The sequence below is a fragment of the Treponema brennaborense DSM 12168 genome (assembly GCF_000212415.1).
Taxonomy (GTDB): Bacteria; Spirochaetota; Spirochaetia; order Treponematales; family Treponemataceae; genus Treponema_F; species Treponema_F brennaborense.
In genome coordinates this window covers 1-16,426 of record NC_015500.1, presented here as the reverse complement: position 1 = coordinate 16,426, position 16,426 = coordinate 1, and the positions used below count along the sequence as shown (strand labels likewise).

The window sequence follows — 16,426 nt, the reverse complement described above, 5'->3', positions numbered from 1 at the left end:
AAATACCCCGTACCGGAACGTTCTCCACCGGTACGGGGTTTCCTTTTCAGGTGTGGTTACCGCAGAATCGTGATTTCTACCCGGCGGTTCTCGGCCCTGCCGGCTGCCGTCCCGTTATCGGCGACGGAACGGGTTCCGCCGTATCCGGTAAACAAGAACTGCTCTTTCCTGAATCCCCGTGAAACCAGCGCCGCAACGACCGCCTGCGCACGTTCAACGGACAGTTTTTTTTCACCTTCCGGTTTACCCACCGAAGCGGTGTGTCCCTCCACCAAATACACGGCATCCGGTTCGCTCCGCAGCATGTCCGCAATCGCGTCCAGACGCCACGACTCTTCACTCAAAATTTCGGCGCTGTCCGGCCGAAATCGGATATCGCGCACGGAAAGCCGGAGGCCTTGCTGCGTATCCTCTATTTCAAACAAAGACGCCGTGTTCACACCGCCGCCACCGGTCTGAGTCTGCTTACCGGCGGGAACATCGCCACCGGCCTGAGTCTGCTTACCGGCGGGAACATCGCCACTGCCACCAAACGTATCGTCGCGAGAAGCGATCGGCACGGAAATCTGCCCGTCCGCTTTTTGAACGGCTTTTTCGGCTATGAGCGACGTCCGCCGGTACAATTCACCGCTTTCAACACGCACCGGCATTTCAGTAAACCAGGAAGTCGTTCCCCTAAAACGAACGGTACCGCCGTCCGCGTATGAAAACGTTTCGTCGAGTTTGTCTATCATCAATATGACCGCGCACGTTTCCGCGTCCGCCAAAACCGAGACGTCGTGACTTCCCGACGCTGTCCGTAATTCGGCGTCGGCAGTGCGCGGCCGGTTGTACGCGTTCAGCCGCGTTGCAAAGCGGGCTTTTATGCGGTACACGGGCTTACCGTTGTAAATTTCCTGTCCGATAAATTCATATTCGACGACGATCGGCAGACACGTAAAGTGCTTATCGTTTTTGGGATCTACAATCCGTTCCCCTTCGGACTGCCAGCGGTCGCCGGGTTTTACCGCGGCAGAGGGAAACACGGGAAAATTACGCAGTTGCGGATAGCGATTGTCTTTTTCAAATAAAACGCTGCCGTCAGGCCGCACGGTAAACGCCGCGTCCTGAATTTCATCCAAAGCACGCGCGGACTGTACCGCGTTGCGCAGCGTCCGCTCCGTTACGTAAAAACGGCCGCTATACTTCGTTCCGCTTTCCGTCCGTTTTTCGGGATTCATATAACCGCGCGTTTCACGGCTCGTCAAACCGACGTATTTACCATTCACATACTGAGACCAGTCGGAACGCTCCACCAACGTATACGTTCCGGAAAACGTATACGCAAGCCGGACGGGTGCGGCGAGCGGCGATATCGATTCCTCCGCCCGAACGGAAGTCTCTCCCACCCGCGCCGTGTCGTCCGCCGTTTGCGCAATTATCGGCAAAACGCACAGCAGGGCAAACGCTGCAAATATATAAAAAAAGAACTTTTCAAATTTCACAAACCTATCCCCCAAAATATGATATGAAGCAATACAGAGCTGCCGGCCGTTAAATTGTTTGAATGCGCATGCTCCAAGGATGTAGTATACCGTTTCTTTTCGATATATTCTTCCGTTTATCACTTTATATAAAGAATTTTTTCAGACAGGGCCGCTTTGTACCGGTCTTTTCGGGCGCGTTTGAAACGCATCTTCCGTGCGTTTCAAAACGGGCTATCCGTACTTCGCCGCCCAGCGGCTCATACCGGGAAGTCCGCTAAACCGGCCCTCCCGGTACTTCGGTACTCCTATCCCTCGCGCCTGACGCGTAAGCTGTGCCGTAGGGGTAAAAGCAGAACGATATTATCTACCGCTTAGCTTCTTCTGCCTGTACCAGTTCCAGCAGTTTTTGCCGATGCAAGGGCAGCGTCATATCCGAAGCCGTTTTACTTTCATCCGTGTACCACACTTGTTTATCAAAATGATTCTTCAAATCTTCACTCTTGAACGTATATCCGTACAGTGCAAACACTGTGTTTCTTAACAGGCGCAGTTCCGCTTTGCTCAGCTTTGCAAGTGTCTCTTCTACATACTTACCGTAACTGTCGTCCGTATATCCGTTGATTGCCATGGCGTACAGGTCAGGTTCTCCCCAGGTTCGCCGTATACGGAATACTTCCGTATACTCTTCCCCGGCTATGTAGTAATAGATGTTTCCTCCAAACCCGACGTACATACTAGCGGAATACCTTTCATCTGTAATCTTTATCCGTTGCAGAACATTGGAACTGTCAAATAATTGTATTTTTTTCAGTTGTTTTCCGTCAGACGATACAATCGTAACATTTGTCCCATCTCCTTTATAGCGGAAATTTTCCATATATCCGTTTCCCTGCAAATCATATTGTATTGCATTACTTGAATTTGGATATAAATATTTCTCCGGCTTCCAGAACTTTTGTAATATTTCTACTGTCGAATAATATGTCCGACCCCATACCAATACTTCATTATTCCGGAACCGGTCTGCCAAACCGAGTTCTGTTGCCCGCTGCACGCTCTGTTCATACTTCTGCTCATCGTATTCTTTTAAGTACGCTATCGCTTCCGTATTCTCGTATATCCGGCCTTCGGTGTCTACTGCTCTCGGTATCCCTTTATCGTTCACATAATATACTATATACCCATTCCCTTCCTTCAGGATAAAACTGATACCGGAACTGGCATATAAAGGTTTTAAAATAATTTTATCACCCTTCTTTATTCCCAAATAACCGCTCATTCCGATTTCGTATTCTTGCAGTTTTACTCTATATAAATCAAATGATGATTCATATTTTGCTTTACCTTTCTTTTGCAACCCCTTTACTGTATACTTTGTATTATCACTTTCATTCATTACTTCAATTATTTCTTCTTTTTCATTCACTGTTATGAAATTGGGACTGCCCGCTCCGCCCGCCTTACCTGAAATAGCTGTTACTTCTGCTATATTTCCCAATTTCTCTATTTGCTGTGAATATACTACATTTAGGCATAAAATAAGTGTACATATTATATAAACTTTTTTCACTTTTTTAACCTCCTTAATTCGTAGAAATGCTTTGCTGTTTTCTGCCCCGTTCCTAAATCAAACCAACTTCCTGTCTGTACATTCCAACCATACGGTTCATTTAATCCCCCGCTTGTCGAATGTATCACATCCACATCTGCATAGTTTTTGACAAACACTTTGCCGTTTTCCTGTGTGAGCCTGATATCATTGATAATTACCACGTGTGAATCGGCTACAACCAGTATATCCCCGGGTACTGCATGGGAAAGGATTTCTCTATCTGCTTGTTTTTGTTCTTCCGTCGCATCATTGTCTGTCAATGTCCACCCTCCTTCCCTTATCTGTAGCGTATACATATCCGAGGCAAAGCCAGAAGTATTCACCGTTTTTCCCGCACTTTCACTTGCCTTATTCGGTAATTCATATCCGTTCCCGCTGTATACCGCCGCCAGATGTACCAACCCGGAACAGTCTATTCCGCTCGTATCGTATTCATGTTTTCCGGCTACAAATTGGTTGTTCTCGTCCCAATACGTACTCAACCCCGGTACCGATACGTCTGCCGTATTCGTACTGATTGTCTGCTTATCCGTTTTCGATGATCTTTCCTTAAACAGATAATTTGCCCATTGCCCTCCCGGAGCTGTCATCTGCGATTCATCCCAATTCGTATCAAGTTCTCTATATTTCTTATTCTTTTCTTCTCTTCCTTCCCGATATGCTTTCATTTGCGCAGATTGAGCTTTCAGTTCTTTATTAAAACCTTCCACACTGTCCCAACACCCCCACCCATACGCTACGCTTTTGCTCTCCTGCCTGTTATCGTTCCATCGGGTCCAACTGTGTATCGGTATTTGTCCTCCGTCTCCCGTTTCCTGCCATTCGTTTTCTCCCCACCATTCTATCTTCTGTCCAACTGGCGTTTTCTTCCTGCTGTCCCAGGGGTGTTCATTGTTCCAGTCGGTCGTGCCTTTGTCTATGTACAGGTTCGCTCTCCACAAAAGTTTCTTATCGTACATGGCGATATAGTCTTTTTCTGCGGCTTTTACCGTGTATTTTTTACCTCGGTTTTCAACTTCCAGTGTCAACAGCAGGTCGTCTCCGGCGTACGATGTTGCGCTGCTTTCTCCCCGTATTCCGATTTCGACGGGGGTTCCGCTTTCCGCATAGGAGATTCGGCTGCTGCCGTTTATTTTCAGTTCTATTTTTTCAAGTCCTTCACTTCCGTAGGTTTTTCCGCCCGTTCGGTTCAGCTGTGCTTTGCCTTCGTTTCATTTCATTCCTACCGTATCAAATAGTGCTATTTCAAATCGGTTCGCCTTATTGTTCCGGATGTTTCCTTTGTCTTTTTTGCTTTCTTCGTAGTTTCTGTCTTCCGCTCCGAGGTTTTTCACTTTGAATGTTTCTCCCGTCGGTACCTTCAGGCCTTTTTTCGTTTCCGCACGAATTTTTATATCGCTTAACAATAGGTATTCTCCCGTATTCGGGATAAATCGCCATTTCTCTTCATTTTTTTGGCTTTGTTCTCTCATCTTTCCTATCGTCAATTCTGCTTTCGCTATTGCCAAGTCCAGTACGTCCCAATCGGCGGTTTTATACGATTTGCTGCCGGGCCGTTCTTTTTTCAGCAGTCTGACGCAGACGCTTTTGCCTGCCTGAGCGGCAAACGGGCTTTCTTTTACTTTTCTTTTAAGCGCTTTTCCCTGTTCTTCATCCATATAGACGATTTCCATTTCCTCCATAAAGGTTTTCTGATTCGTTCCGTACGCGCTCCCGGCGGCGGGTATGCTGCTGATTACTCCCGCTTTAATTCGGTTTCTCACCGTATCCGCGTATACAAGGATATCTCCTCTGCGTATCTGCGTTGCGTCTGGGACGTATGCGCTTATTTTTTCAAAGTTTTCCCGGTTCAGATATCTTCCCTCGTATTGTGCCGACAGTTGTTTTTCTTTTTCCATGCCGGCGTTTCCGGCTATGCTTTTTTCATATGCTTTCAATTGTTCGGCGCTGTCTTTTTCAGTATCATTCCATTTTACGCTTCCGTCAAGTCCGGCCGTTACTATCGAGCCGTTTATAAGTCCCAGTTCGTCGCTTCCGGTCGTTCTTCCGGGGATGTGGCCGTTTTCCGCGTATTCGCTATAGTCGTTTCTTAAAAACTCGGCTATTGCTACCCACGATATACTGTTCTTTACCGGTAGCGTTGTATTTGATTTTTTCCTTTCGGCTTGTTCTGCCATTTTATACCAGAAGATTTTCGCGGTGTCCGTTCCTCCTTCCATATACGGTAAGGGGTTGCCTGTTTCGTTTTCTATTATCAGTTCCCGCATTCGTGTCTCATATTCTTTTATCGGACTGAAAATACGCTTTTCTTCCCGTGTTTTGTCGCTTTCATATTCAACGGCGTTCGTCAGATACGTTTCGGCTGCTCGGGCTATTTTTTCCCGTTCGGTTTCCGTCAATTGTCCGTACGCGGCCGGGTTATACGTTTTGCCGCTTTCTTCATACAACAATTCTCCGTAGACACTGCACGCTCCGCCTTTATCTGCGTCCAGAACGAATTCCAGATACTTTCTCAGATACCAGTTGCCTTCGGTGTCCGTTTCATACAGGCCGCCCAGCCGGCTGTTTCGGCTGTTCAGCAGCGTGTCCCGGAGCAGTTCGGCCAATTTTACGTTTCGTTTTTGCGCTTTTTCGGTTTCCGTTTTTCCGTCGCTGCTTTCAAGCCATTGTTCCATACTTTGCCAGATTGCTTCTTTGCTCATGTTTCCTTTCAGTTCGTAAAAGCTTTCCGTGCGTTCCAGTAGGACGGTGTGCGTTCCAGTAGGACGGTGTGCGTTCCGTCTTGTCCGTATACTTGTATGACGACGATACAGCCGGGATCCGCCGGGATCGGCACGGTTACTTCGTTTCTGATTATCTGTCCGCTGCCCGACGTCTTTTCCGCTGTGTAGCCGGCTTTTCCGATGATCGGAGCACTGCCGTCTTTTGTTTCTATCGTGCCGTTTCCGGCTTTTTTTTCTATTGCGGCAAGCGTTTCCGTTTCCGAAGCGGAGGCGATTTCCCAGATAAGGAGACCGTCTTTGTCTTTGAGTATTTTCCAGCCGCCGCTTTTATTTTTACTTCCTGCCGTATAGGTCGTATGGTTCGAGGGGTCGCTTTTACTTGCCCATTCGATTTCATAGTTCATGAGGTGTACCGTTACGGCGATGTCGGTCGAGACGGTCGTTCCGTCGTCACCTTTCCGTTCAATCGTGTATTCGGCTGCCGATGCGAGGGCGCACAGTAGCAGCAGCACGGGTACTATCAATCGTTTTTCGTTTCCGCTCATCTGGCCGCTCCCGTTTCCTTGTTGGTGTTTCTTTTTTTGATTTAAAAAGAGCCGCTTACACAGATACGTGTACAGCGGCTCCATCGCATATGATATTTTAACTTTTTCTATTTTACACGAACCAGTTCCACGTCGAACGCAATGTACGCGTCGCCGGGAATAACGCCCGCGGCACCGGCACTGCCGTACGCCTGTTCGGGCGGCAGAACGATCGTCCGCTTTTCACCCGTTTTCATATCCTGTACCATCGTATCGAAACCGGGAATCATTTGACCGGCCGCAGTAGAAAAATCAAGCGTACCGCGTCCTTCCGATGAATCGAACACCGAACCGTCCAGCAAATACCCTTTGTAATGAACGGAAACGGCTTTACCCTTTCCGACCTTACTTCCGCTGCCTTCTTTCGTTACAACGTAATAAATACCGTCGGCAGTTTTCCGGGCACCGGGAAAATTCTTTTCGATCAGCGCGATAGTAGCCGCACGGCCCTTTTCCTTTTTCTCAACGGCTGCTTTTTTTGCCGCCGCGCTGCGTTCGTCAAAATCGTCCTGACTCGCCGTAAAAGCCTGTGCATCGGCACCCTGACGGACGATCGTTACTTTTTCGATAAGATCGCCCTGTTTTATTTTGTTTACGACGTCCTGTCCTTCAACGACGCGGCCGAACACCGTGTGCTTTCCGTCGAGCCACGGCGTAGGAACGTGTGTGATAAAAAACTGACTGCCGTTGGTTCCGGCTCCGGCGTTCGCCATGGAAAGCGTCCCCGGCACGTCGTGCTTCAATTCATCGACAAACTCGTCGGAAAAACGGTATCCCGGACCGCCGGTACCGTTGCCTTTCGGGTCGCCGCCCTGAATCATAAAATCGGCGATAACGCGGTGAAATTTGAGTCCGTCGTAAAACGGCTTTCCGTTCGTTGCATTAAGCGTACCTTCGGCAAGTCCCACGAAATTGGTTACCGTCAGCGGGGTCTGTTTGTAATACAGTTCCAAAACGATATTACCTCTCGATGTCTGCATAATCGCGAACACACCGTCTTTACCTTCTATAGCTTTCATACTCTTTTCCATCGGTGAACAACTCCCCGCACAAATAATATATCCCGCACACAGCAGGATCGCACTCAGCTTTTTCATTTTACGGCTCCTTCTGATTCGCGCTTTTTCGCATCCAGATATTCCGACTCGAACCAGTTGTACGTCGCGTCAAGGCGTGCACCGAACGATCTGTTCAGCGCGTTTTCTATCAGCGACAGCGCCGGAAATTTGATCTGCGCCAAAAGATAAACCAGCAGATCGTCCCCTTCGTCCACGATAAGCAGTGACAGCGCCAAATTTTGGGGCTTTATCGCCGTGATAAAAGACAACTTCACGGGCGCAACGTTGTGAATCACCATTGAAACTTCATTTTCACGCTGCGTATATTTGATTTCGTATACGATTTTACCGAAGGTTCCGTCTTCCTGAAACGCATATATCGACAGATTATCGGCGGAACCTTCCGTTACATCAGGAATTTTCTGCCGGTCGGTGGGATTATTAATCGTATAGGATTTTTCATACAGTGTTTTCATGCGTTTTTCACTGTTTGAATAATACGGAATACCTTCCATCGTGGAAACGGAACGGACTACTTTCGATATGAGATCCGTATCGTTTTTCAATCCGACGGACGATTCGGGTTTTTTAAGCAAATACAGCGTTTCCGCCAAAAAAACCGGATCAGAATCACCCGCCCACGTGTCGAGCAGCGCGGCTCCCAGTTCGGTTCGCGGATATAAAACGGGTTTTGCTCCGGGGTCCTTATAATGATTTTGTTTGATATTGCCGGTTTTTTCCAATTCGGCCCGAACACTCGGATCCAATAAAACGGAACCGGAAAAAGCCGGTTTCGGAACCGCGGCGGACTCAACGGCCGCCGGCCCAGTTTCCGCAGCCGGCACGGTCCCTGCAACCGCAGGCGCAACTGCCGCAGCCGGTTCGATTACCGCAGCCGGAACCGATTCGGCTCCGGCGAACGATGCGGCACAAAAAAGGCACACGGAAAAAACGGTATTCCTCAGTGCGAACCTTTTCAGCATCATCAGCGTACACCCTTATATAAAACGCGCACCTGTTTGTACAGACCTTCGCCTTCGCTTTTGGTCTCTACGTCCGAAATGTCGTTCAGCGTCGTATGTATCAGCCGGCGTTCAAACGGATTCATCGGTTCAAGCAGAATCGAATTCCGAGTCGTGCGCACTTTGTCGGCGGTATTGTACGCAAGGCGTACCAGCGATTCTTCCCGCCGGATGCGATAATTTTCCGTATCCAGAATGACGCGAACGTCTTCACGGCCCAAACGGCCCGCGTACACGTTCGCTAAAAGCTGCAACGCGTCGAGGTTTTTGCCTTTACGGCCGATCAGAATCGAAGAATGGGCGGAATTCAGTCTGATACCGATTTTCCGTTCTTCACGGAACATGATTTCAACCGTTACTTCGTAACCCATTTTGCGGATAACGGACGCCGTAAAATCTATCAGTTTCTTTTCAAATTCATCCTGCGGAAGCGGATCGGCAAACAGCGTGTTTTTCGTCTTAGGCATTCCGCCGTCGAATTCGGGAGCAACGTGCTCGTTCGTATCAACGGTATGAACGCGGATACGCACGTAACCCTTTTTGAACAAACTGTTTTTCTGCGTTTCCAGAATCTCTACGTCAAACTGATCCCGTTCGAGTCCGAGTTCCGAAGCGGCGTTTTCAATAGCTTCCTTTTCGGTCTTTCCTTCATATTCGTATACCATATATAACTCCACCGCCCGGACGGGCCGGGCTAAAAAATATTATTTTTTCTTTCTGGGAACAAATACTTTCTTTTCAGGTTCTCTGCTCTCAATTTCAGCGCGTTTCGCTTTCATCGTCTTATTCAATATCACTTGCTGCACGAGCTGCAGCGCGTTGCTGACCGTCCAGTAAATGAGCAGTCCCGACGGTGCGTTATAAAAAATAAAGAAGAAAAACAGCGGCATACCGTACATCATGATTTTCATCTGCATACCGCTCGCACCCGCGGCGGTACCGCTTTGAGTCACCTTACCGAACAGCAGCTGCGAAATCACGTATATGATCGGCAGCAGCCGCAGCTGATTGCCCAAAAACGGCAGATTGAAATTCAGCGCGTACACGCTGTCTCCCACCGACAGATCGGGAATCCAGCCGGGAATGAACATCGCGCCGCGGAACTCAAAGTAATTGTTGAACAGATTGTACATTGCAAAAATGAGCGGAAATTGAATCAGGAGCGGCAGACAGCCGGAAAGCGGATTGTAACCGGTTTCCTTATACAGTTTTGCCATTTCCGCATTCATTTTATCCGGCTGATCTTTAAATTTCGCCTGAATTTCCTGCATTTTCGGCTGCAGTTCCTGCATTTTCAAAGTCGAAAGCGAACTTTTTTTCGTCAGCGGGAACAGGACCAGTTTCAGCAGAATGGTCAAAATGATGATAGACACGCCCCAATTCGGAATGATTTTATACAGCAGTTCCATACACCATTTCAGGAACGTTTCAAGCCAGAACAGTATGCCGGAAGATTCCAGACTTTCGTTCAGTTTCAGCCCGGAAAGATGCCACACGTTTTCCGCAGCGTTGTTGTAAATTTTCAGCGTTTCTTCCGTCTTGGGTCCGACGTAAAAATAATACGTATCCTGCGCGTCGCTCTGCGTGATCGGACCTCTGCTCATCATAACCTGGGCGTTCGCGTAATTGTCGACTTCGAGTGCAGCCGAATACGTAACGTCCTGCATGACCGTCGGATTGAGCGGTACGCCGAGTATTTCAAAATATTTACCCGAAACGCCCGTCCACGTGTAACCGTCGTCGTACACTTTCGACTGGCCGGAACCGAGCGTCGTTTTTTTCTTTTTGCTGCCGTTGTAGGACATGAACGTACGGTTTTCATACCGGTTGTTTTTCGAGTCGAAATACGGCCCTATCTGCGGAGACGTGCGGATCGTGTACGCCGAATTGCCGAACGCCAACCCTTTCAACGTGTCGTCGCCGTCGATCGACACGTCGAGCCGGAACATATATCCCGCCGGATCGAAGGTATATTGCTTCGCAAATACGAAACTGCTTTCCGTTCCGTCGTTGTTTTTTACCGTAAACGTCTTATAAAAACCGATAGTGTTATCGTCTATTTTTTTTACACTGAAAATATCGTCGATAATCGGCGTACCAGCTGCACCGAATGAAACGGAAAAAGCCCGGTTTTTTGCCGACACGTTGTCGGCCATTTCCACGCCGGAATTTCCGTCTTTATGTTCAAGCAGTTCGTAATTGATAATATCGCCGCCTCGGTTCGTAAACGTTACTTTTACTTTACCGTTTTGAATGACGAACTGTTCTTCGGTAACGGCTGCTGCCGAATCACCGGCGGAACCGGCCGCATTTAATGAACCGTTTTCTTCCGCACCGGAAACGGCAACCGTGTTTACCGGCAGCTGTCCCTGCGCGGAAGAAACGTCGGCCGTATTCTGATACTGTTCAGTCTGCTTGGCCGCCGGAACTGCCGGAAAAAAAGTGATCTGAACGAACATGAAAATTACCAGAACAAGCGTCGACAATATGATCGCCCAAACTGTATTTTTTTCCATAAATGATTTTTCTCCTGAAATTGATATTCCTGCAGCCGTTTACGGAACGGGATCGTACCCGCCGTCGCAAAACGGATTACACCGCAAAACGCGCCGCACCGCCATTAAAAACCCTTTAAATGGGCCGTGTTTTCGGATAGCCTCCAGCGCATACACCGAACACGTCGGATAAAATCTGCAGCAGGGAGGAAAAAGAGGGGAAATACAAACTTGATACAAACGAATCAGCGAACACAAAACTCGTGTCAGAAAATTTTTCACAATGAAAGAATTCCGGCTTTTTGACACAAATAACGAAATTGGGCACACCGGGTACGGAACGAATCATTTCCCGGATAGACAAGAAATATCATGTCGTATCCGGTGTTCAGGAATGCTTTAAAATAACGATAAGCTTCACGGCTCACGCGCTTTGAACGATTCCGTTCAACCGCGTTGCCGTAACCGCGGGGAAGAGTAAAAGCTATACGGTTTTTATCCGTATTATTCGGCAGAACAAACATTTTTGCGCCGGATACGCCCACCCGTTTCCCTGTTTTAAACAGATTCTGAATGTCTGCGGAACGTTTTATCCGCTCTTCGCGGGTAAAACGTCCGGTTCTTACCAAGTCTGTTCCCATGCCCTGTGTTTAGTAAAAATTAATAGGGCTTCTTTTCGTCAGAAACAGTAAGCTTATGGCGTCCTTTCGCACGGCGCCGTTTCAGAATGAGACGTCCTCCGTGGGTAGCCATACGTGCGCGGAAACCGAATTTTCTGTTGCGCTTTACTTTACTGGGTTGATATGTCCGTTTCATGGAACACGTCTCCTTTATGATAAGGATACGAGACGTAAATTTTTACGGCAGCGATCCTCGAATTTATAATATGAGTCTTCAGACAATATCACATTTTTGACTTATTAGTCAACATTGATTTTTTAAATCGATCGAAAATAGTTTTCAATTCAGGCGGAAGTTCCGCATTTTCCGCAGATTCCGGCCGTTTTTTTTCACCGGACACTGCGCAATCCGCACCGGAACTTCCGCATTGTTTTTCAACGGCCGCTTCCATTTCTTCTCTGGTGAGGTCGCGCATCCCGCCGTGCAGTTCTCCGCGCGCGCCTTTGAGCCGGTATGAAAGGGATTTTATTTCAAGCATCGGTATTTTCATTTTAAGCCCTTTCAATATGTACGCGCGATGCATTTCAAACAGCTGGATCCATCCCGGATGATCGGTTTCTATCAGCAGCACGCCGTTTTTCAAATCGATGATTTTACTGTGATCGGCGAGTTTTTGGCCGCAGCCGGTTATGGAAACGAGAATATCCTTCCACCGCGCGGACATGTGCTGCGCGTTTTGCATGTCGTTCACGCTGATTCCCGAAAACACGGTGTTTATGACGTCGGCAGCCGAATACACGTCTTTACTCATGCCATTCTCCGTTTTCAATGAAATACACGCGCGTATCGCTGCGGCGATACCGTTCATACGGTTCTCCCGGTAAAAACGTACAGAAAAGCTGATCGTACGGCGGGAGCAGGGCGGTTACTTTCTGTCGTTTATCGGGGTCTAGTTCAAGCAACACGTCGTCCATCAGCAGAACGGGTTTTCTGCCCGTTATCTCCGTATAATACACCGCCTGCGCTGCCCTGAGCAAAATGGAAGCAAGCCGCCGCTGTCCGGTGGATGCGGTCGGAATGAACGGCTTTCCGCCGCGGATAAATCGAATCCTATCCCGGTGCGGGCCGCTCATCGTCGTCCCCATCATCATATCGGCGGATCGTCTGTTTTTGAGCAGATCAACGATACTATCTACGTCCGGTACGGTGTGAGACGTTTCTTTCCACGAAGGTTCGTACGATATGGTCACTCCGTCTATTCCCGTTACCTTTTCATACAATGCCGTAAAAATACCGTTGAACGTAAATATCATTTTTTTACGTTTGTATTGAACGTACAGACCGTTCTGAGCAAGTTGCGTGTCGTACGCATCGAGCATGTCGTACTGTTGGTTTTTGAGTACGAGATTCCGACTTTTCAGCACTTTTTTAAATCGGCGCATTTCGTCTATATACAATGCGTCGTACATGGAAAGCGACTGGTCTATGAAAAAACGCCGGCGTTCCGGTTCGCCTACGGCAAAATCCAGATCGTCGTGGCAAAAAAGAACGCACGGAATTGCATTGACGAGTTCCTTTCTGTCGGTTATTTTCTTGGCGTTTTTCTGGATCGTTTTTTTTCCATTTTCAAAAAGAATCGACATCGAAACGACCGAATCGTTTTCTTCACGGAACAAAGTGCGAATGCTGAACGCTTTTTCATCGTAACGCACCAGTTCCTGTTCGTTGTGAGTACGAAAAGACGAAGCGTATGAAGCGTAATACAGGGCTTCGAGCAAATTGCTTTTTCCCTGACCGTTTTCACCGACAAAATAGACCTCCTTTGAAAGAAGGTCTATCTTATCGTTTTTAAGATTTCTGAAATTGGTACACGAAAGTGAAAGAAACGGCACCGACTGTTTTTACTCCATCTGCATGGGCATAATGATGTGGAAGTAGTCGGATTCGGGAACCGGTTTGAGCGTTACCGCGCGCATTGGTTCGGTAAATTCGAATTTGATTCTGTCGCAGTTCATTACTTTCATAGGCTCGTCGATATACAAATAGTTCATTGCAATCGTAACCGTTTCACCGTCATACTGGCACGGTATTTCTTCTTTGGCCACGCCGATATCCGATTCCTGTGAAGTGATTGTAAGCGTTCCCGGATTCAGCTCGAAGTAAACGCGGCGTGCTTTCTGATCGACGAGCAGTGCAACGCGTTTTAATGCGTCGGCAAGATCGCTTTTCTGAAGTTCAAAGCTGTGCGCCTGGGTTTCGGGAATGACGCGCTGATAGTTCGGGAACTGACCTTCGAGCAGTACCGATGAAAAATGGTAATTGCCGAATTTTATGTAAATCATTTTGTCTACGATAGCCAGAGAAATCATTCCTTCGGAAGAAGCACGTTTGAGCACCGCGGTGAGTACTTTCGGGGGAACGATTACCGACGGAAAATCGGTAATGCCCTGACAGAGTGCTTTTGAAGAAAAAGCCAGACGGCGGCCGTCGGTCGAAACGAGGTTGAGGTTGTCGTCTTTTTTTTCAAAGAACACGCCGTTCATGAAGTAGCGCGTTTCATCGTCGGAAACGGCGAAAATGGTTTGCGTAATCATTTCCTTGAATTGGTCGGCGGGAACGTCGAAGTAGGGAACGTTTTCCGCAGATGAAAATTCCGGAAATTTATCGCTTGCCATACTTTTAAGCTGGAATTTTACTTTTTTTGAAATGGGTTTTATCGTAACTTTTATATCTTCCTGAATGAATTCGATTTCTCCCGGAGGAAGAGAAGCGAGTATACTCATGAATTTGTCGCAGAAAATGGTGGTGGTTCCTTCTTCTTCAATGACGACGGGAATTTTCGTTTCAAAGTTTACTTTTATGTCCGTTGCTTTGATGGCGAGCGTGTTGTTTTCGGCAATGAACAATACGTTTGAAAGTATTGAGAGCGCGTTTTTGGTAGAGATTATTTCCTGAGCGATTGCAATTTCTTTTACCATTGCGTCTCTGTCGAACGTGAATCTCATATGTATCTCCTTTAAAAATAATACTGTTTTGAGCAGCTTATTATATACTAATTTATATATTAGTAATAGTAATAGTAGGGGCTGTGGAAAACGGGAAAACCGATATATCTGTTTATAAGATAACGGTTTCCGGTTCTAACAACCGCTTATCGGTTATGCTTCGGTTTTCCACAATGCCTCCGAAATCCGAACGGTGAACGTTGCTTCCACAACATTTTATCATATTATACACAAGTTGTCTAAACGTTTATCCTTGTTTTTTATAATCTTTTATGCTGCGTACCAGCGTCTGCACGGTGGATTCAAGCGTGGAATCCGAGCGCAGCTGATCTTCTATTTTCTGGCACGCGTGCATGACGGTAGTATGATCGCGTCCGCCGAATTCCATTCCGAGTTCGGTCGTCGAATATTCGGTCAGTTCACGTGCGATATATAACGCTAAATGGCGGGGAAGCATGACGTTTTTGGTGCGTTTTTTGCCTTTTATATCCGAATACGATATGCCGAAATAATCGGCGACGACCCTCTGTATGTTTTCTACGGTAATATTCGAGGCTTTCGGAGAAAAGAACGTATCGCGCAATTCCTTGCGCGCAACGTCGATCGTCAAATCCTTTCCGGTGAGTTCTATATACGCAACCATCTTGGTAAGAGACGCTTCCAAATCACGGACGTTCGTTTGTACGTTCTGAGCGATCAAATCGATGACTTCGCCGGGAACTTTTTTGCCCATCGACTGCAGTTTCCGTTCAAGAATCGCGCGCCGGATTTCGTATTTTGGCATATGGATATCGACGGAAAGTCCGCGTTCAAAACGCGAACGCAGCCGGTCTGTCATGTTTTTCAGTTCCGATACGGGACGGTCGCACGTGAACACCAGCTGTTTAAAATTTTCGTACAGCGCGTTGAACGTGTGAAACAATTCTTCTTGAGTACCGTCTTTATCCTGAAAAAAGTGAATGTCGTCTATGAGCAGTATGTCCGCGTTGCGGTACTTCGACTTGAATTTTGACTGGGTTTTGGTATTTATGGACTGAATGAATTCGTTCGTAAAGTTTTCGGCGGTAATGTAGACGATGTTTCCGCCGGACGATTTGTATACTTCGTTTCCGATAGCTTCCATGAGATGCGTTTTACCGAGACCTACGCCGCCGTATATCAAAAGCGGATTATACGTACGTCCGGGGTTTTTTGAAACGGCGAGTGCCGCGTTGTATACGAACGAATTATCGTCTCCGGTAACGAAATTGTCGAACGTGTAGTTCGGGTTCAACTGAGGATGCCGGCGGGTCTGTTCGTGAAGCGGTTCGCCGAGCGGACGGGAAGCCGAACGTTCGCCGTATTGACCGAAAGGTTTCACTGTGTCGGACACCGTATCGGCAGGAGCGTCTGCGGGGAGGCGGTACGCCGCCGGCCGGCCAGACGACGGCGTGTGAGCGGCTGAATCCGGATGAACGGGCGCCGCCGGGTGAACGGATGAGGCCGGGTGTCCGCCGCCGGTTTGAGCGGCAGTTTGCATGTTTTTTGGTATGATTATGAATTCAAGCTGTATGGCCTGACCGGAAAGTTCTTCGAGCTTGTTCTGTATAAGCGCCGCATATCCGCGGGAAATCATCTGATCGCGGAAAAACAACGACGGAACCGACGCGACTATTTTCATATCCTGCGATTCGGCGTACGTTATGTTAAACCAAATCCTGAATTCGGCTTCTTTTCCGTTTTGAATAAAGGTTTCTTCTATTTGTTTTAGTGATTCTTCCCAAAAGGGAGCGTAGTTGAGTTCAGCCATTTATCCATTATAGACTGCCTTTACTTTTTTCTGCAATATGGGTATACTAAA

Annotated in this window: 16 protein-coding genes; all 16 read right to left on the bottom strand. The window is 47.7% G+C overall.

The genetic code is table 11. The annotated features are described in order from the left end of the window. Positions 1 to 56: 56 nt before the first annotated feature. Entirely contained in the window at positions 57 to 1,484 is a 1,428-nt protein-coding gene (locus TREBR_RS00080) for an OmpA family protein (RefSeq protein WP_013757196.1), read from the bottom strand. 346 nt (positions 1,485 to 1,830) lie between these two features. After that, on the bottom strand, positions 1,831 to 3,036 hold the full coding sequence (locus tag TREBR_RS00070) for a YARHG domain-containing protein (protein ID WP_013757195.1): 1,206 nt from the start codon (positions 3,034 to 3,036) through the stop codon (positions 1,831 to 1,833). Beyond that, on the bottom strand, positions 3,033 to 4,106 hold the full coding sequence (locus TREBR_RS00065; protein WP_013757194.1) for an NlpC/P60 family protein: 1,074 nt from the start codon (positions 4,104 to 4,106) through the stop codon (positions 3,033 to 3,035). The genes TREBR_RS00070 and TREBR_RS00065 overlap by 4 nt, the downstream gene beginning before the upstream one ends. A 183-nt stretch (positions 4,107 to 4,289) precedes the next feature. Further along, complete coding sequence (locus TREBR_RS00060; RefSeq protein ID WP_013757193.1) at positions 4,290 to 5,780, bottom strand: hypothetical protein; 1,491 nt, start codon at positions 5,778 to 5,780, stop codon at positions 4,290 to 4,292. A gap of 8 nt (positions 5,781 to 5,788) precedes the next feature. After that, positions 5,789 to 6,346 (bottom strand): hypothetical protein, encoded by a 558-nt coding sequence (locus TREBR_RS00055; protein ID WP_013757192.1) that lies wholly within the window; start codon positions 6,344 to 6,346, stop codon positions 5,789 to 5,791. Between the two features lie 107 nt (positions 6,347 to 6,453). Then, positions 6,454 to 7,482, bottom strand: a complete 1,029-nt coding sequence (locus tag TREBR_RS00050; protein ID WP_013757191.1) for a peptidylprolyl isomerase — start codon at positions 7,480 to 7,482, stop codon at positions 6,454 to 6,456. Then, positions 7,479 to 8,429, bottom strand: coding sequence for a DUF6675 family protein (locus TREBR_RS00045; protein WP_013757190.1), 951 nt, complete (start codon positions 8,427 to 8,429; stop codon positions 7,479 to 7,481). The genes TREBR_RS00050 and TREBR_RS00045 overlap by 4 nt, the downstream gene beginning before the upstream one ends. After that, on the bottom strand, positions 8,429 to 9,130 hold the full coding sequence (gene jag, locus TREBR_RS00040) for an RNA-binding cell elongation regulator Jag/EloR (protein WP_013757189.1): 702 nt from the start codon (positions 9,128 to 9,130) through the stop codon (positions 8,429 to 8,431). The genes TREBR_RS00045 and jag overlap by 1 nt, the downstream gene beginning before the upstream one ends. A 39-nt stretch (positions 9,131 to 9,169) precedes the next feature. Next, positions 9,170 to 10,981, bottom strand: coding sequence for a membrane protein insertase YidC (gene yidC, locus TREBR_RS00035; protein ID WP_013757188.1), 1,812 nt, complete (start codon positions 10,979 to 10,981; stop codon positions 9,170 to 9,172). 39 nt (positions 10,982 to 11,020) lie between these two features. After that, positions 11,021 to 11,242 carry a membrane protein insertion efficiency factor YidD gene (gene yidD / locus TREBR_RS00030; protein WP_013757187.1) on the bottom strand — a complete coding sequence of 74 codons (222 nt, stop codon included), beginning with the start codon at positions 11,240 to 11,242 and terminating at the stop codon, positions 11,021 to 11,023. Continuing rightward, the gene (gene rnpA, locus TREBR_RS00025; RefSeq protein ID WP_013757186.1) at positions 11,239 to 11,601 is read right to left on the bottom strand and encodes a ribonuclease P protein component; all 363 of its coding nucleotides are present in this window, start codon (positions 11,599 to 11,601) and stop codon (positions 11,239 to 11,241) included. The genes yidD and rnpA overlap by 4 nt, the downstream gene beginning before the upstream one ends. 19 nt (positions 11,602 to 11,620) lie before the next feature. Continuing rightward, on the bottom strand, positions 11,621 to 11,776 hold the full coding sequence (gene rpmH, locus TREBR_RS13980; protein WP_013757185.1) for a 50S ribosomal protein L34: 156 nt from the start codon (positions 11,774 to 11,776) through the stop codon (positions 11,621 to 11,623). Positions 11,777 to 11,864: 88 nt separating this feature from the next. Continuing rightward, a complete protein-coding gene (locus tag TREBR_RS00020) occupies positions 11,865 to 12,392 on the bottom strand; it encodes a DciA family protein (protein WP_013757184.1) in 528 nt (175 codons plus the stop codon). Beyond that, complete coding sequence (gene recF, locus TREBR_RS00015; RefSeq protein ID WP_013757183.1) at positions 12,385 to 13,473, bottom strand: DNA replication/repair protein RecF; 1,089 nt, start codon at positions 13,471 to 13,473, stop codon at positions 12,385 to 12,387. Before recF ends, TREBR_RS00020 begins: the two co-directional genes overlap by 8 nt. A 9-nt stretch (positions 13,474 to 13,482) precedes the next feature. Then, positions 13,483 to 14,586 carry a DNA polymerase III subunit beta gene (gene dnaN / locus TREBR_RS00010; protein ID WP_013757182.1) on the bottom strand — a complete coding sequence of 368 codons (1,104 nt, stop codon included), beginning with the start codon at positions 14,584 to 14,586 and terminating at the stop codon, positions 13,483 to 13,485. A gap of 247 nt (positions 14,587 to 14,833) precedes the next feature. Continuing rightward, complete coding sequence (dnaA, locus tag TREBR_RS00005; RefSeq protein WP_013757181.1) at positions 14,834 to 16,375, bottom strand: chromosomal replication initiator protein DnaA; 1,542 nt, start codon at positions 16,373 to 16,375, stop codon at positions 14,834 to 14,836. Positions 16,376 to 16,426: the final 51 nt, after the last annotated feature.